The 16,605-nt window shown below is 44.1% G+C and carries 13 protein-coding genes; 7 read left to right on the forward strand and 6 right to left on the reverse strand.

The features are described from left to right. The first annotated feature begins 177 nt into the window (after positions 1-177). On the forward strand, positions 178-363 hold the full coding sequence (locus LC608_RS10765) for a hypothetical protein (RefSeq protein ID WP_229553519.1): 186 nt from the start codon (positions 178-180) through the stop codon (positions 361-363). 36 nt (positions 364-399) lie between these two features. Here the strand turns inward: LC608_RS10765 and purE are convergent, their stop codons facing one another. Then, positions 400-918, reverse strand: coding sequence for a 5-(carboxyamino)imidazole ribonucleotide mutase (gene purE, locus LC608_RS10770; RefSeq protein WP_229553520.1), 519 nt, complete (start codon positions 916-918; stop codon positions 400-402). 92 nt (positions 919-1,010) lie between these two features. Here purE and nagA point away from each other — a divergent pair, with 92 nt between their 5' ends. After that, complete coding sequence (nagA, locus tag LC608_RS10775; protein WP_229553521.1) at positions 1,011-2,231, forward strand: N-acetylglucosamine-6-phosphate deacetylase; 1,221 nt, start codon at positions 1,011-1,013, stop codon at positions 2,229-2,231. A gap of 149 nt (positions 2,232-2,380) precedes the next feature. Here nagA and LC608_RS10780 read toward each other — a convergent pair whose 3' ends face one another. From LC608_RS10780 to LC608_RS10800, 5 genes are all read right to left on the reverse strand, one after another. Beyond that, positions 2,381-3,505 carry a site-2 protease family protein gene (locus LC608_RS10780; protein ID WP_229553522.1) on the reverse strand — a complete coding sequence of 375 codons (1,125 nt, stop codon included), beginning with the start codon at positions 3,503-3,505 and terminating at the stop codon, positions 2,381-2,383. Between the two features lie 195 nt (positions 3,506-3,700). Then, positions 3,701-5,413 carry a bifunctional diguanylate cyclase/phosphodiesterase gene (locus LC608_RS10785; protein WP_229553523.1) on the reverse strand — a complete coding sequence of 571 codons (1,713 nt, stop codon included), beginning with the start codon at positions 5,411-5,413 and terminating at the stop codon, positions 3,701-3,703. A 443-nt stretch (positions 5,414-5,856) separates the two neighbouring features. Then, on the reverse strand, positions 5,857-6,570 hold the full coding sequence (locus LC608_RS10790) for a phosphorylase (protein ID WP_229553524.1): 714 nt from the start codon (positions 6,568-6,570) through the stop codon (positions 5,857-5,859). Then, on the reverse strand, positions 6,563-7,417 hold the full coding sequence (locus LC608_RS10795) for a ferritin-like domain-containing protein (RefSeq protein ID WP_229553525.1): 855 nt from the start codon (positions 7,415-7,417) through the stop codon (positions 6,563-6,565). Before LC608_RS10795 ends, LC608_RS10790 begins: the two co-directional genes overlap by 8 nt. After that, positions 7,398-7,598 carry a hypothetical protein gene (locus tag LC608_RS10800; RefSeq protein WP_229553577.1) on the reverse strand — a complete coding sequence of 67 codons (201 nt, stop codon included), beginning with the start codon at positions 7,596-7,598 and terminating at the stop codon, positions 7,398-7,400. The genes LC608_RS10795 and LC608_RS10800 overlap by 20 nt, the downstream gene beginning before the upstream one ends. Between LC608_RS10800 and LC608_RS10805 the strand changes: the two genes are divergently transcribed. From LC608_RS10805 to LC608_RS10825, 5 genes are all read left to right on the forward strand, one after another. Beyond that, positions 7,568-10,282, forward strand: a complete 2,715-nt coding sequence (locus LC608_RS10805) for an efflux RND transporter permease subunit (RefSeq protein ID WP_229553526.1) — start codon at positions 7,568-7,570, stop codon at positions 10,280-10,282. The genes LC608_RS10800 and LC608_RS10805 overlap by 31 nt on opposite strands. Next, positions 10,282-11,265: a hopanoid-associated sugar epimerase gene (gene hpnA / locus LC608_RS10810; protein WP_229553527.1), complete on the forward strand. Its 984-nt coding sequence runs from the start codon at positions 10,282-10,284 to the stop codon at positions 11,263-11,265. The genes LC608_RS10805 and hpnA overlap by 1 nt, the downstream gene beginning before the upstream one ends. Positions 11,266-11,433: 168 nt before the next feature. Continuing rightward, entirely contained in the window at positions 11,434-12,453 is a 1,020-nt protein-coding gene (gene hpnH, locus LC608_RS10815; RefSeq protein WP_229553528.1) for an adenosyl-hopene transferase HpnH, read from the forward strand. 518 nt (positions 12,454-12,971) lie between these two features. After that, positions 12,972-13,433, forward strand: coding sequence for a tRNA (cytidine(34)-2'-O)-methyltransferase (locus tag LC608_RS10820; RefSeq protein WP_229553529.1), 462 nt, complete (start codon positions 12,972-12,974; stop codon positions 13,431-13,433). Between the two features lie 791 nt (positions 13,434-14,224). Continuing rightward, the gene (locus LC608_RS10825) at positions 14,225-16,531 is read left to right on the forward strand and encodes a peptidoglycan DD-metalloendopeptidase family protein (protein ID WP_229553530.1); all 2,307 of its coding nucleotides are present in this window, start codon (positions 14,225-14,227) and stop codon (positions 16,529-16,531) included. Positions 16,532-16,605: the final 74 nt, after the last annotated feature.

Here is a 16,605-nt window from a genome sequence, read left to right on the forward strand (position 1 = left end):
GTCTGTCTAGCAAATGGAGTCGCCTAGGGACTTCCAAGAAAAAAATACCCATCGCTTTGGTGAGCAGGGGGAGCAGGGGGAGCAGGGGAGCAGGGGAAGCAGGGGAGGAAGAATCTAACGATCGTCTTCGCTCCCTAAATTGAATAATTTAATTTCTGGAAGTCGCCAAACAAGCAAATGGAGTTACCAAACAAGCAAATGGAGTTACCAAACAAGCAAATGGAGTTACCAAACAAGCAAATGGAGTTGCCAAACAAGCAAATGGAGTCGCCAAACAAGCAAATGGAGTCGCTAAACAAGCAAATGGAGTTGCCAAACAAGCAAATGGAGTCGCCTAATAAGCAAATGCGCTTTCTTAACTAATTACGAATTACGTTAGCGTAGCCGATTACGAATTACTTAAGGCATTTGCTGTAAATATTGCTCATAGCCTAATTCTTCTAGTTTTGCTTGCTTTGCAATTACTGATTCACATAAAGTTTTGCGATATTGCTGCACTCTTTCTAGCAATTCTGGTTGATGAGTTGCGAGGATTTGTACTGCTAGAAGTCCGGCATTTTTGGCATTACCGATCGCCACTGTTGCCACAGGAATACCCCCAGGCATTTGTAAAATAGAATACAAAGAATCAATACCCTGTAAGTTACGGGTAGGTACAGGAACACCAATAACAGGAAGTGGAGTTAAAGACGCTACCATTCCCGGCAGATGTGCGGCACCACCGGCACCAGCAATAATTACCTTAATACCGCGTTGGTGTGCAAATTGAGCATATTGCACCATGCGTTCTGGGGTACGATGAGCAGAAACGATCGCCACTTCGTTTTCAATGCCAAATTCTTCACAAACTGCGATCGCGTCTTTCATGGTGGGCAAATCAGAATCGCTGCCCATGATAATACCAACTAAGGGAGTCATAGAATTTTGGATTTTGGACTTTGGATTTTGGATTAATTGCCGATTGTTCCATCTAAAATCGGGTCAGGTTTAATTATTCCCTAGCCAGTGTGATGACCCAAGCAACACAAAATCCTGTAGATATTATCAATGCTAGAGTGCCTGGTTACAAAGATTTGCAGATGCTCTTGGTTAACCAAGAGGGCATAATTGAGCAAATCTTACCAATGGGTACAGTAGGGATGCACAGATGTGTGTCCCTACTAGATGTAGCAGGTGACTGGATTTCTTTAGGCGGAGTTGATTTGCAAATTAACGGTGCGTTGGGTTTGGCATTTCCCGAATTGACGCCTGAAAATGCTCACATACTTCAGAAAATCTCACGATTTTTGTGGGATGTTGGGGTAGATGGATTTTTACCAACACTTGTAACAACTTCAGTCGAAAATATTCAGCGATCGCTTGCTATTATTGCTGAGGTTATCTCCACTCAAAAAGCTGGTGCCAAGATTCTGGGAGTACATCTAGAAGGGCCATTTTTGAATTTTCAAAAGCGCGGCGCACACCCAGCAGAGTACTTGTTACCCTTAACAATTGATCAGGTAAAGCGGGTTCTGGGTAATTATGCTCATGTTGTAAAAATCATCACCTTAGCACCGGAGTTAGATCCCACTGGTAAAGTAATTCCATATTTGCGTTCTCTGGGGATTATTGTTAGTTTAGGGCATTCTCAAGCAACAGCGACCCAAGCGCAACATGCCTTTGAGGAAGGTGCAACGATGGTAACTCATGCTTTCAACGCCATGCCACCATTACATCACCGCGAACCAGGATTATTAGGGGCAGCAATTACTCATCCTAATGTAATGTGTGGTTTTATTGCTGATGGTGAACACGTTTCGCCCACGATGCTGCAAATTTTACTTCGCGCTAGCTATCACGAAAAAGGGCTGTTCCTCGTCAGTGATGCCCTTTCACCTCTGGGGCTACCCGATGGCGTGTATCCTTGGGATACTCGGCAAATTGAAGTTCAAAACGGTACTGCACGACTGCCAGATGGCACTTTATCGGGGACGACTTTACCTTTATTGGTGGGAGTGCAGAATTTGGTGAAGTGGGGAATTTGTGACGTAGAAAGTGCAATTTTACTAGCTACTAATGCACCTAGAAAAGCGATTGGTTTACCAGGAATTGCCAATAGTCAACCCGCTAATTTATTACGCTGGCATTGGGATGAGACTACAAAAGAATTAACTTGGCAACGTGTTCTTACCGCAGAGATGGTGAAGAAAGCAGGAAGTTGGAATTTATCTGTTGCTCTCAACCCCATCTAATGGAACTTCCAAATAAAAAAATACCCCATCGCTTTTAAGGCAAGGGGGCAGGGGGCAGGGAGCAGGGAGAAGAAGACTTGGAGACAAGGGGAAAACTTGTTGCAAGTTCTCACCTCTTGCCCCCTTTTCTCCTCTGCTTCTTCATTGAACTATGCAGGATTAGGTTGGGTTCGGCTTTGAAGTAGCTGGATAATAGCAGCTTTTTCTAAGATTCCAACTAGGACACCATTCTTACGAATCACGGGAAGCACAGATAGCTTTTGTTGTTCGAGTACCTGCATGACTTCTAGCAGAGGTTGATCGGATTGAACTGTGGTAGATTCGGTAATTGGTCGCATGACTTCTTTTACTTGAGTTTCTGACCACAGTGCTGTTGGGATGGTTCGTAAATTATCAACTGCGATCGCACCTACTAATTGTCCATCATCATCAGTTACTAAGAACCGATGCCAGTTTTGCCCACTTATGACTCGCTCATCGGCAAACTCTCTCAGAGTAAGATTAGCAGATACAATCGGGCTATCATGAGTTACAGCATCTTCGGCTGTCAAACCTGTGAGTTTTTCTTGCACTCTGGCAAATTGAGCCGAATTACCAGCATTTTGCAATAAGAAGAAGCCAACTAACAAATTCCAGAAGTTACCGGCATTGCCAAATAATACTAGGGGAAGTACACCTGAAAGAATTGCTACCCAACCAAAGATTTGCCCAACTCGACTAGCAAAGGTCACACCTTTATAAGGATTGCCTGTAATTTTCCAAACAAGAGCTTTCAGTATATTTCCGCCATCTAAAGGCAAGCCAGGAATCAGGTTAAACAGGGCTAATGCCAAGTTAACAGAAGCTAAAACACCAAGAATTGCTGCTAACGGCCCTGATGCAGTTGTAGTAATACCAATAGCTGTAACGATACCGCACAGTAGGAAACTAACTAAGGGTCCGGCGATCGCTACCCAAAAAGCTTCACCTGGGGTTTTTGACTCTTTTTCTAAGCTAGCTAAACCGCCAAATATAAACAGCGTGATAGATTTGACATCAATTCCCTGACGAATCGCAACAAAACTGTGGCCTAATTCATGGGCGACGACAGAGGCAAATAACATCAGCGCTGTGATCAATCCCAGTAGCAAAGCTAATCCCGCAGACAATTGGGGAAATTGTGCGCCCAGTCCACTGCTATAGCTCCAAGTTACTAAACCCAGAACTAAAAACCATGACGGATGGATATAGAAGGGAATTCCGAAGAGATTACCAACGCGAATTGTGCCATTCATGTCATTCACCTTTGATTTCAGCTTCGAGAAGTTTGCTTTCTTCCTTCTCAATGTCTTTAGTGTAACGAAAGGTTAAGAGATTTTAATCTTGATGGCGGTAGTGGTGTCCGTCTGTAAAGGTGCGGTTATTGGCAATGAGGAGCTATTTCTCCTTTGCTCCCCCTGCCTCTCCTTAAAAAGGGCTTAGGCATCCAGCTATGCTGGAATTGTCTCTATCTGCTGAGAAATTTTCTGCAACATGGGGGCAATTACATCAGCAGGGACAGGACGACTGAAGTAGTAACCCTGACCTTCATCACATCCCTGCATTTTCAGGTAGTCAAGCTGTTCTTGGGTTTCTACTCCCTCTGCCGTGATACTTAACCGGAGGCTTTTTGCGAGGGCAATAATGGCATCGGTGACGGCAGCGCTATCAGGATTCGACACAACATCCTGCACAAATGATTGATCAATCTTCAGTATATTCACAGGAAAGCGCTTCAAGTAGCTCAGGGAGGAATAGCCTGTGCCGAAGTCGTCTAGAGCCAACCATATACCGAGTTCTCGTAATTGTTTTAAGGTTTTGACTGATCGCTCAATGTTACCCATCAAGAAGCTTTCCGTTACTTCCAGTTCCAGATCGGATGCTTGGAGTTCAGTTTCCTCAAGAATTTGATTGATGACTTCAACCAGATATGGTTGTTCAAACTGTCGAGATGACAGATTCACAGACATCCTAATTGGGGTAAATCCAGCAAGCTGCCAAGCACGGTTTTGGGCGCAAGCAGTTCGCAAAACCCATTCGCCAATTTGTACGATCGCACCATTGGCTTCTGCGATTGGAATAAACTTTGCTGGAGAAATCATACCTAAAGTAGGATGCTGCCAGCGAATTAACGCTTCCACAGCTGTAATTTGTCCGCTATGTAAATCAATCAGAGGTTGATAATAAACCACCATTTCGTTGCGCTCAAGCGCCCCATGTAATTCATTTTCTAATGTCAGTCGCTCCTGTAATTGAGCATTAATTTCCGGTGAATAGAATTGGTATTGGCTACGTCCTCGCTGCTTTGCTTGGTAAAGCGCTATATGAGCCTGTTGCAAGAGTTGGTCTACGCTATTGCGCTCATTTAGGTCATTAATTGTAATCCCAATGCTGGCGGTGATATGAATCGAGTTACCCCCAACAGAAAAAGATTTGCTCAGGGTACTCAACAGTAGCTGAGATAGCTTAATCACATTTTCAAAAGAATGAATCTCTGTTCGGACAAGCGCAAATTCATCTCCGCTCAGATGGGCAAGAATATCTGTTTGTGCCATACAGGTTGATAACCTCTGGGCAACTGCTCTTAACAATAAATTTATTAACTCATGCTCCAACCCATGACTTATCCCAGTGAAATCATCAATACTTAGCAAAAAGACAGCTACCAGGCGCTGGTTATTTTCAGATTTGGATAGAATTTCATGGAGGCGATCGCAGAATAAATCACGATTGGGCAATCCAGTCAGGTCATTATAATTAGTGATGTACTGAATTAACTCATTTAATTTGTGAAGAGTTTGTGAGGTATCTGCCATCAATGTACCCGCTTCATCAGCAAATTCTGTGGGCAATTCAGGTAGGGTTTTGGTGTTCAAATAATTTTGCAATGCAGCAGATGTCAAAATGACCGGTTTGAGGAGATGATTTAGCGCATAGAGGGTGGCGGCTGTACCCGCTAACGTTGCCAACAGAGCAATGATCATAACTTGCGCCGCCATCTCCAAGGAATAGGAGTTTGAGATGACGAAACTCAAAAGTAAAGTCAGAAGTGGTACATGAGTGCCCAAAAATGCCACCGACATGATTTTAACGGTGTAACTTTTCTTGAGCGATCCGAAATTAGCTAGGAAGGAGTACAGGTAGAGGTTGTGATTGAGCTTCATAAATAATGTTCGATAGGGGAGCAAATTAGTTCCGAGCTATCCTGACAAAAAAGTATTTTTAGTTCACATTCCAGTGGAATTAGCTCTCATAGAACCCAACCCTGATAAGGTTATATATTATGCTTCCCAATTTAGGTTTCTACTTGATATATATAAGGATAAAGTTTGTGTAAAACTTATTTTGTAAGTATTTCAGCATTAATACGTAACTGAATTACTGAGGCTTAAAACCAGTTTTTGACTCCTCTTTATTCTCATTTAGTGATAAATCCGGGTTAAGCTTCAAGTCTGACCAAGCCTTATTTTGTGCGTTTATATAGAGCGGCTTCTAGCACGTCACGGCAGAAATAGAGCAAACATTTAAAATCCCTAAAAAGCTGATTCCATAATAATTTTGACTTTTGACTTTTAACTTCCGTCTTGCAGTACTAGTTGCCTAATACTTATTCCAGTTTATTTCCAGAAAAGAGGTGATTTGTAACCTGCTTTAACACCTTTAATGCTGTTAACGAACCTCGAATCAGCCGAGTTGCAGCAAGGGGTTGTCGAAGCATTCCCATCGCCAAAGGGAAAGGATTTAGGGAGCCATCAGAGTTAATTGCTGGTGTGAGATCGGGGATATCGTGCTGACAATCGTCGCTGACTACTCGCAGCATTGCCACTGTAACTCCAGCCGCATTGAAAAACTCTAGGGCGGTAAATCCTTCCATATCAACAACATCAGCAGCCATCTCACCTAAACGGCGTTTTTCGGCAGCAGACCAAATTACCCGATCGCTTGTCAGTGATTTGACTAAATTTGGTGGGGAGTAGAGAGAGACGGAATTAATCGCGTCTTTCCTGAGTGCTGAATGTAATTGTGCTGTGAAAGTGCGATCGCACTCTAGCCGCTTCCCTTGATAAACACAATCTTGATACAAAACAATATCACCAACTGTATAGCGATCGCTCAAGCTGCCACAGATACCCATAATCAGCACTCTGGATGGAGCTAAAAATTGTCCTTGTTGTAGGTATTTAAGTAAAGGCTTCATCCCAACAGGTATGGCTACTACCGTTGGGATGGAACTAGTAACGCCGCTTAACCCGCGACAGACAGCTTTATATTCTGCTCCCTGAGGTACCAGAATTGTGGTATTGGGCAAAAAATTAGGCACTAGCCCTCTCGACAGTTTCAAGTTTGCGTTTGGGTATTAACTCAAGAATGCGGAGGGCGATACTGGCAAGTCTGGGTAGTAATTGCGGTTTCAGTAGACGCGGATCATACTTGCTCATCCGGCGCTGATTTTCTGATAGACAAATGCTGAGAAATTTTTCGATTGTGAGGTCTTTGGTAAAGATGTCAGTACCCGTGACGGCGAAGCCAGTCTTACTGGGGTCATCATTGCCAAAGACGGCAATCAAATTGCTGAGTGCCTTGCCGTAGTGCCAGAGGGTTTTGATACTCCGCAGAGGGGTAAATCCCTGGCCACGATGAATTTGTGTATAGGTAAACCAGTTGACAAAAAAGACAATATGGCGTGTCTCTTCGTCTATGATCGGATCAAAGATTGTGAAGATTGACTCTGGAAACACATTAGCTTCACGAGCGATCGCAAATAGCCCATAAGCAAAGAAGGTATCCAGGCACTCTTCAAAGCCAAAGCGCGTAAAGACTGGCTCAATATTTTGGGGAACTTCAATGGGTTGACGTTCTGGTATTTGGATACCGTAACGGTCAATTAATGTTTGAAGTAGGCGGGCGTGGCGTAATTCTTCTTTACCTTGGAGAGCGATCGTCTTTTGTAAAATAGGGTCATTCACTATCGCTGCGTAACCACTAACTACTGCTCCGGCTTGTCGCTCTGTATCCAAAGCTTTATCCCAGAAGGGAATACTGCGTAGCAAAGTCAAGGCTGTATCGTCCAAATCTGGCCATGGCAGATTCTCAGGTTCGTATTCCCTGTAGCTTTCTATAAAGCTTTGACAGAATAATTCCTTATGCTCAACAGAACCAAGTTTCATCTTTGAAGTTTCCTTTTGTATTAAAGATTGGGTCATATCTGAGTGACAATAAGTAATATTGCCGTTTAGTAGTAACCAAAACTCGCAAACCGAAGGTGATTGCTGTAGCATGACTAAATAATTGTGTCACCCACACGATAATTTTCCAAGATGGTAAAGCTTCATAACTCCAAATCCGCACGAGAAGTCTTCAATATTTCTAAATTGGCGATTCAATTTTCGTGGCTGACGGTGAGTTTTTGGATTGCCGTAACAGTAGCTGGTGTTCTGGCTTTCAGTTCCCTCAAGTATGCCTTGTTTCCAGATATTACCTTTCCAGTGGTGGTTGTAAATGCTACAGCCCCCCTGACAACTGCCCTGGATACAGAGGCGAAGCTCACTAAACCCCTGGAAGAACGCCTCCGCTCCCTAGAAGGACTGGAGAATATTCGCTCATCCACTTATCCTAGTCAAACAGCCGTTGCCCTATCTTTCGCCGTTGGGACGAATTTAGAAACATCGACCAAAGAAGTTGAAACTGCCCTCAAGCAGTTGGCTCTACCTCAAGGGGCGACTTCTAAAATTATTCCCCTGAATTTAAATGAGTCAGCCGCCATTAGTTATGCCATTGAGAGTCCCACGCGGAATCTTACAGATTTGACAAAGTTGGCGAAAGACGAGATTGTGAGTGCGATCGCTAAACTGCCAGGAGTCCTAAAAGTCTCCCTGTTGGGTGGTGCTACTGCAACTCCTCCTCTAAATCCATTGAATGCGAGTGCAGCTATTCCCCAAGCAGGGGCAACATTAGTCCGATTTAACGAGCAAGATGCACTCGCATTTCAGGTAATCAAACGTGGCAGTGCTAACACTTTGGAAGTAGTGAGTCGAGTTGAGAAAGAAGTCCAAAGACTGCGGTCTAGTCTGAAGGATGTCAAACTCACTTTAGCTTCTACTCAAGCAGAATATATCCGCCAAGCCACCAAGTCAACAATTGATGCGCTGATGGAAGCAATCTTGTTGTCAATAGTGGTAATTTTTCCTTTTTTGTGGAATTGGCGAGCCACCCTAATTTCTGCCTTGGCGATTCCGACGTCTTTGTTGGCGACGTTTATCGTCATGGCGATTTTCGGCTTCAACCTGGAAACAATTACCTTGCTGGCTTTAGCTTTGGTGATTGGTAGTATTGTTGATGATGCGATCGTTGATGTGGAAAACATCATGCGACACGTAGATGATGGGGAAACTCCTCGCCAAGCAGCGCTTTTAGCTACAAATGAGATTGGTTTAACAGTCACCGCCGCCACTTTGACAGCAGTAGCGGTTTTTCTGCCCATAGGTTTGATGGGTGGGGTAATCGGTCAGTTCTTTAAGCCTTTTGGCATCACTGTTTCAGCCGCGATGCTTGCTTCTATGCTAGTTGCTCGGACTTTATCTCCAGTTCTGGCTATCTACTGGCTGAAACCTAAATCCTCGCTCTCCCCGCGTCGAGAAGCAAGAATCTGGGTAGCGTTTACCCAATTTTACAGAAACTTGCTGAGTTGGTCTTTGAATCACCGCAAGATAGTTATCGGGTTAGCTGTACTCAGCTTCATCGCAGGTATAGCACTGATTCCACTAATTCCCAAAGGCTTTATTCCTAAACTCGATCGCGGCGAATTTAATATTGCTTATACGGCTCCTTTGCCGAGTATCCCTAGTGGACTAGAAGGGCAGAGGAGAAACCCAAATACCCAATCCCCACTCCCTAGTGCAGACGCGATTAATCGCGTCTCTCCCAACTCCCCACTCCCCATTCCCAATCCTTTAAATGATTCTCTTGAGGTTGCGAAGAAACTAGAAGAGGTTGTAAGAAAATCACCAGCAGTTGAAACGGTATTTACCACTGTTGGTTCCCGTGAGGGTGAGCCGAACAAAGGGATACTATATGTAAAGCTTAAAAAAGATCGCACAATCACTACTGGGGAACTACAAGACCAATTCCGCTCCTCATTACCTACTCTTTCTGGGGTAACTACTAGTGTTGAAGATATTCAATTTGTTGATTCTGGCGGTCAAAAACCCCTCCAGATAGCTTTACGTGGTAACGATCTCCAAGCCTTAAGCAAAGCAGTCAAAGCAATTAAAGAGAGAATTCAGAAACTACCGGGATTCGCTGATGTCACAGTTACAGGTGAAACAAATCCACAAGGTGCAGTTTTTCAAATCGAGCGTCTGAATAATCAGCGCGTGGCTTATGTGAGTGCTAATCTTGGCAAGGATTTATCCTTGGGTGATGCTACTGACAAAGTGGTAGCTGAAGCTAAGGCGGTGTTACCCCCTAATGTTTCCTTAAATTTAGGAGGAGACTCTGCTAGCCAAGGTGAGGTTTTTAGCAGTTTTGGCAGTACTTTAGCTCTATCTGCCCTGTGTATTGTCATTGTACTAATTTGGCTGTTCAAAAGCTGGGTAGACCCTCTGGTGATTGGTGTCTCTTTGCCTTTAGCGCTAGTGGGGGCAATGTTGGCACTACTAATCACCAAAAGCGACTTTGGCATGATCTCACTGATCGGCTTCGTCTTTTTGCTGGGATTGGCAAATAAAAATGCCATTTTGCTGGTGGATTACATCAATCAGTTACGCAACGCTGGCTTAGATCGCACCGAGGCAATCCTCAACACCGGACTAGTGCGCCTCAGACCAATTATGATGACCACTGCCTCCACTATTTTAGGGATGCTACCGATCGCATTAGGTTTTGGCGCTGGTTCGGAATTGCGATCGCCAATGGCTGTAGCGATCGCTGGTGGACTGGTGAGTTCAACTATCCTCAGTTTGATTGTTGTGCCAGTAGTCTACGCAATTTTAGATGATTGGTTTCCCCGATTTCAGGCGAGGGAGAGAAATTGATGCAAGTTTTTGTCACCGGGGGTACGGGCTTTATTGGTGCCCACTTAGTACGGTTGTTGCTGCAACAGGGATATGATGTCAAAGCCCTAGTCCGCTCAAGCAGCAATTTGGATAATCTACGTGGTTTAGAGGTGGAAATTGTCAAAGGCGATTTGAACGATCCAAATCTTTGGCAACAGATGAGAGGTTGTCAATATCTATTTCATGTGGCAGCCCATTATTCCCTGTGGCAAACAGACCGGGAGTTACTCCTCCATAACAATGTTTTGGGTACGCGCAATGTGTTGGCAGCAGCCCGCAAAGCTGGCATTGAGCGCACCGTTTATACCAGTTCAGTAGCGGCAATTGGGGTAGGATCATCTGGCCAAGTCGTCGATGAAACACATCAGAGTCCCTTAGAAAAGTTGGTGAGTGACTACAAAAAGTCTAAGTTTCTCGCTGAACAAGAAGCCATACAAGCCGTTGCTAAAGGTCAGGAAGTAGTTATAGTCAATCCCAGCAGCCCCATTGGCTCCTTGGATATCAAACCTACCCCGACAGGTGATATAATCCTGCGGTTTTTACGACGGCAAATGCCCTTTTACTTAGATACTGGTTTGAATTTTATCGATGTGCGAGATGTGGCATGGGGACATTTACTGGCTTTGCAACGGGGTAAATCAGGCGATCGCTATATCTTAGGTCATCAAAACCTAAGCCTCAAGGAACTACTCGAACAACTCGCTGATCTCACAGGTCTAATAGCACCTCAACGAACAGTACCCGCTTGGCTGCCCCTTAGTGTTGCCTGGGTTGATGAAAAAATTCTCGCACCCTTGGGGAAATCGCCCTCAGTGCCGTTGGATGGCGTTCGGATGGCGAAACAACCTATGTATTACGATGCAGCAAAGGCTGTACGAGAGTTGGGTCTACCTCAATCTCCGTTAAAGGTGGCACTCAAGGATGCTGTAGATTGGTTTGTTGCTCAGGGGTATGTTAAATGAGAAATATAGCAGTAAGGGCGGTTAGAAACCGCATCTATACAGGCAAAACCCACCTCCGTGGGTTAAAAAACCTGAATTTTATCTTATTGTATAGCCGCGAATTCTATTCGCCAGGGCTTTTTCTTTTCCCGTGGTGTTTTCATATCTAAAAGAGGAGCGATCGCAACAATGGCAGTTAATTTACAACAAGCTATGGATATTGGGAAGTATCTTGTTACCCAGCGTTTGAAAGGACGTAAACGCTTCCCTTTAGTATTGATGTTGGAACCTCTTTTTCGGTGTAATCTAGCCTGTACTGGTTGTGGTAAAATCCAACATCCAAAGGAAATTTTAAAGCAAAATCTCACCCCAGAACAGTGCTTTGCCGCAGTGGAAGAGTGTGGCGCACCGGTTGTCTCAATTCCTGGAGGAGAACCGCTTCTACATCCCCAGATTGATGAGATTGTTCAGGGATTAATTGAGCGCAAGAAATATATTTACTTGTGTACTAATGGCTTGTTGTTAGAAAAGAGTCTGGATAAGTTTCAACCTTCTCCTTACCTGACTTTTAGTGTCCATTTAGATGGGATGCGGGAGTTGCACGATCAGTGCGTTGATCGCAAAGGTGTTTTTGATATTGCTGTCAAAGCGATTCGTGCCGCTAAAGCTAAAGGTTTTCGTGTCACCACTAACACCACTATCTTTGAGGGTACTAAACCCAAAGATATGCAAGAGTTCTTTGACTTTCTAGAAACGCTAAATACTGACGGGATGATGATTTCTCCCGGTTACAGTTACGAGTGGGCACCAGATCAGGATCATTTTCTCCACCGAGAACAAACACGCACCCTCTTCCGGCAAATTCTGGCTCCCTACAAAGCTGGTGAAAAAAACTGGAACTTCAATCACAATCCACTGTTCTTAGATTTTCTCACTGGTGAAAAGGACTACGAATGCACGCCTTGGGGTAGCCCAAGTTATAGCGTTCTCGGCTGGCAAAAACCTTGCTATCTCCTAAACGAAGGTTATTACTCTACCTTCAAGGAATTACTCGCACAAACTGACTGGAGTCAATACGGTCAGAAGAGTGGTAATCCCAAGTGTGCCGATTGCATGGTTCACTGCGGCTACGAACCCACCGCCGCAATGGATGCAATGCAACCGCAAAATATGGCGCGTGCCCTTGGTAGTATGTTTGGCAGGGGCTAGTAATTTATGTCATTAATTTTGATGGGTAAAAAAGTTCGTAGTAAGGACTTTAGTCCTAAATCTTTAAGGACTTCAGTGCTTACTACGAAGCCCTCATAACTAATAATACGATAGACCACTAGATTGACAGACTACTAGTAAAGCGGGCGCGGAAAAAAACATACCCTTCGGGTTCACCAGTCGCCTGCGGAGGGAAACCCTCCCGCAGCGCTGGTTCACCATTTCAAATGGTGCAAGAAGCTCGGAATAAAATTATGCGTGACTTTTGACTTCCGCGTTGCAGTACTAGCCCTAAAAAACACAAGCCCTTTCTGATTCTACACAAAACTTAATATTTACTGATTTTAACTAAACATCCTCTTAGACATTGCTCTGGGAGGGTTTGGACTTCGTTTTAAAAATCTAATTAATGAAGGATGCTTGATTATTATTAACAAAACCTATGAATCGCCTCTACCCTTTGGTAGATTTAACATTGACAAGAAATTTTTTTATACAATACGTAGATTATACGGTCAATGCCACAGGTAGTTTTAGTTAACCCACAAATTCCTCCTAATACAGGTAATATTGCCCGTACTTGTGCTGCTACGGGTACAGAGTTGCATTTGGTGGGGCCTTTAGGATTTGAAATTAGCGATCGCTACCTCAAAAGAGCAGGATTGGATTACTGGCCTTACGTCAAACTGCACTATCATGAATCCCTAGAAGCCTTTAAAACCGTACATCAGCAGCGTGGAGGCAGATGCTTGGGTTTTAGTGTCGGTGGAAATTGTAATTACGTCAGTTTTCAGTTTCAACCAGATGATTGGTTGCTGTTTGGTAGTGAAACTACTGGCTTACCACCAGCAATTTTGTCTAATTGCGATGCTACTCTGTATATTCCCATGAGCCAACCGGGGGTTCGCAGCTTGAATCTTTCAGTGAGTGTAGCAATTAGCTTATTTGAAACCCGTCGTCAGCTAGGCTATTTACAATAGTTCTTTACCTTCATGATCATAAGTAAATATACTTATGAAATTCTTAGGTGTCTATTATATGAACGATTTGTGGCAGTAAAGGTTTTCTTGATTACTGCAATAATATGTAAAACAAGATACCTAAAATTGGTTATTTTCTGAAATTGTAGTGGAAGATACTTACAAGGATAGGAAGGTTATTATAAGAAATCTGTATATAAAACTTGGGATATTGCCAAATTTGAATGATAGATTTTGATGAATCTGAAGCATTTTAAATTGGAGGTAAAAACAGCTAAATTCAGTCACATTAAAGATTTGAGCCATTTTCCTTCGATCAACGTTAGAAAGTAGCCCCAAAGTAGCCAATAGATCATACGGTTGTTTTTTAGGGAATAATCAACGTAAAGTCTCGTGTTAAGAAGACTGATTGGGTAGAAATATCTTGAAGATATCTACAGTGGGGGGCATCACTTTTCCAGAAGTCGCAGCAATTTAATTCTCGGCAGCGACTATGGACTTGGCAAATAGTTTGTCCAGTCCCCGCAATTGACGCAAGACAATGGCGGACAATGGTAAAAAGTAAAACGTACTAAGTGGTGTGAGGAGTGGTTCGGACAAGTAAACACAGCAAAATTTAAGTTTTGCTAATACGTGTGAACTTGTTTAAATCAGAGAAGCAGGTTAATCTTGCGTAAGCATCTCTGGTGAATGTGATCTTGATCTATCATTCGTTGTGATCTAAATCATTTACTAGTATCCAACTGAAAAATCGAGGTCAGTTAAGCGCTAGTGATCATAGGAGGTCGTCTTTGAAACGAGCATTGAAAAAGAGAGTGAAAGCTGTGTTGAACAATAACCCCAGCAGCGATGATGCCCCGGTAGAACTGCTAAATGTGATAAATCCAAAAGTTAACCGCCGGGTGCGAACAAAAGCCGCCATGATTGGCTTGGCAATCTCTATGGGAGCAACCAGCCTTTTGGTGACTCGACAAAGCGATCAAGCCCAAGCAGCAGTGCCTGTAGGGAGCCAAAAGGCTTTCTCAACAATTCCTGCTGTTCCTGACACTGAGGTGAAATTTGCCTCCACAAAGCTGGAGTCCCAAGCAGTCTCATCAGCGAGCGTGCCGGAAAATCCTGTTATTGTGGAACCAACGGCAGTCTCACAAGTGCCTGGGCTTGAAGCTAAATGGCAAGTTGCAGCAAAGGGAATGTCTTTGCAAGTTCCTGCATCAGAAAGGTTTTCCCAAGGAACAGCAGTTTATAAAAATTCTACCTACCTGAACCCCCAAGTGGCACAGGGATTAAACAATACCTTAGCTGAGGCTAGTTTCCCAACAGTCAATAATCTGTCTGAATCTAGTGCTGATGGTGTTGGTATTGCAAATGCATCACTAACTGCCCAGCCACAAACAGTGGCTGCGGTTGGCGTTGCCAACAGTGAAATAAATGCACAACTTAAGGCGCAACAAGAGTTCGCACTGAATCGCTTACAAGAAAAATCGAACCGTTTAAGAAACAGTCTGGCACAGTTGCGGTCTGGGGAGACTAAAGATTTATCACAAGCTGATATGGGGTTGGCTGCGCCAACAACTGTAGTTGAGAAGACTGTATTAGCCCAGTTGGACACTTCTGGCGATGCAAGCAAAGCGAACTTGATATCGAAGTTAAAACAGAAGACACAGACGACTGCCCTAAAACCACTAGCTACACCAACAGTTATTGCGTCCTCGACTCGAACAGCCTACGAAGTTAAGCCCGGAGATACACTAGCAGCGATCGCCAGCAGATATAACACTTCCGTATCAAAACTAATCGAGGCAAATAACCTCAATAATCCAAATGAACTGAAAATTAGTCAACAACTAATTATTCCTGCTGTTCAAATTGAGGCAACTGTAGCAAGTAACCCCACTGTAGCGAGTACTACTTTTGTAGAGTCCAGCAAAGCTCCAAAAGTAGACAACTCGCCTATAAATATTGGTAGTGCCAACTCATATTTACCTAGTTCACAATCACCAGCTATTGCCGACAACAGTAACATTACCGTCCCTACACCGGTAACTGTTCAGGTTCAGGCAAATAGTGCGACCGACTTAGAAACAGCCCCCACGGCTAGTTCTTCTGGCGTCGGTGGTGACATTGCAGTGCCACAAGCTTTTGCCGAAATGCAACAGCCTAAAACACTAGCAAATAGGGTAGCAAGGGTCAACAATAACAATAATGACCGTTTGCGGAGCTTACAAGCGGAAATTCAGAGGTTACAGCAGAAATATCGCACTCAACAGTCTGGTAACTCAGTTGTGTCAGCAGCAGCTTCTGAAACTAATAATGCTGCAATGCTCACTCCTATTTCTACCCCTAATAATTTCACTGTACCCAATGCGGCTCGACCCAATACTGTAGCAATCCAAATTCCAGTTCCTACACCGATTCGGAGTAACTATAGCGTTCAGCCAATTAAGCCCCAATTCCGTACTTCTGTACGCCCTAGCGAGGTAGCAAACCCAGAGTTCTTACCTAATCTAGGGTCTGCTAGTCAGTGGACTCCTTCTAGCACCCCATCTGCCATAAAGGTAAAGGTTGCAACGCCTTCTGGAAGAGTAAATGCCTCTGACTCCTTAGGAATGATGCGGGGAAGGACAGTTACACCACAGGTACTACCATCTTTGGCAGCAGTTGATCAATATCTGCCCAGACCTATTGACGAACTTACGCCTCCTCCATCGACTTCAACCATAGCTTACACCTGGCCAGCAAAGGGCACTCTCACTTCTGGCTTTGGTATGCGTTGGGGAAGACCGCACAAGGGAATTGACGTTGCTAACTCCACGGGCACGCCAGTTGTCGCCTCAGCTGAGGGGACGATAGAAAAGGCTGGTTGGAATAAAGGTGGTTACGGTAACCTTGTTCAAATCCGCCATCCTGATGGCAGCACGACTCGCTATGCTCATAACAGCAAGATTCTGGTGCAACCTGGTCAGCAGGTAAATCAAGGAGAAACAATTGCTTTAATGGGTAGCACTGGTCACAGTACTGGGCCACACACCCACTTTGAAATCCATCCATCAGGCAAGGGTGCTGTTAATCCAATAGCTATGTTACCGGAACGCATGTAATTCCTAGCTGTCTTTAACGAAATCATTGCCTTGTTTATTGAGGGAGTTTAACCTCCCTCTTTTGCTTTCTATTG

It is taken from the genome of Nostoc sp. XA010 (genome assembly GCF_020829625.1).
In the GTDB taxonomy this organism is placed as follows: Bacteria; Cyanobacteriota; Cyanobacteriia; order Cyanobacteriales; family Nostocaceae; genus Nostoc.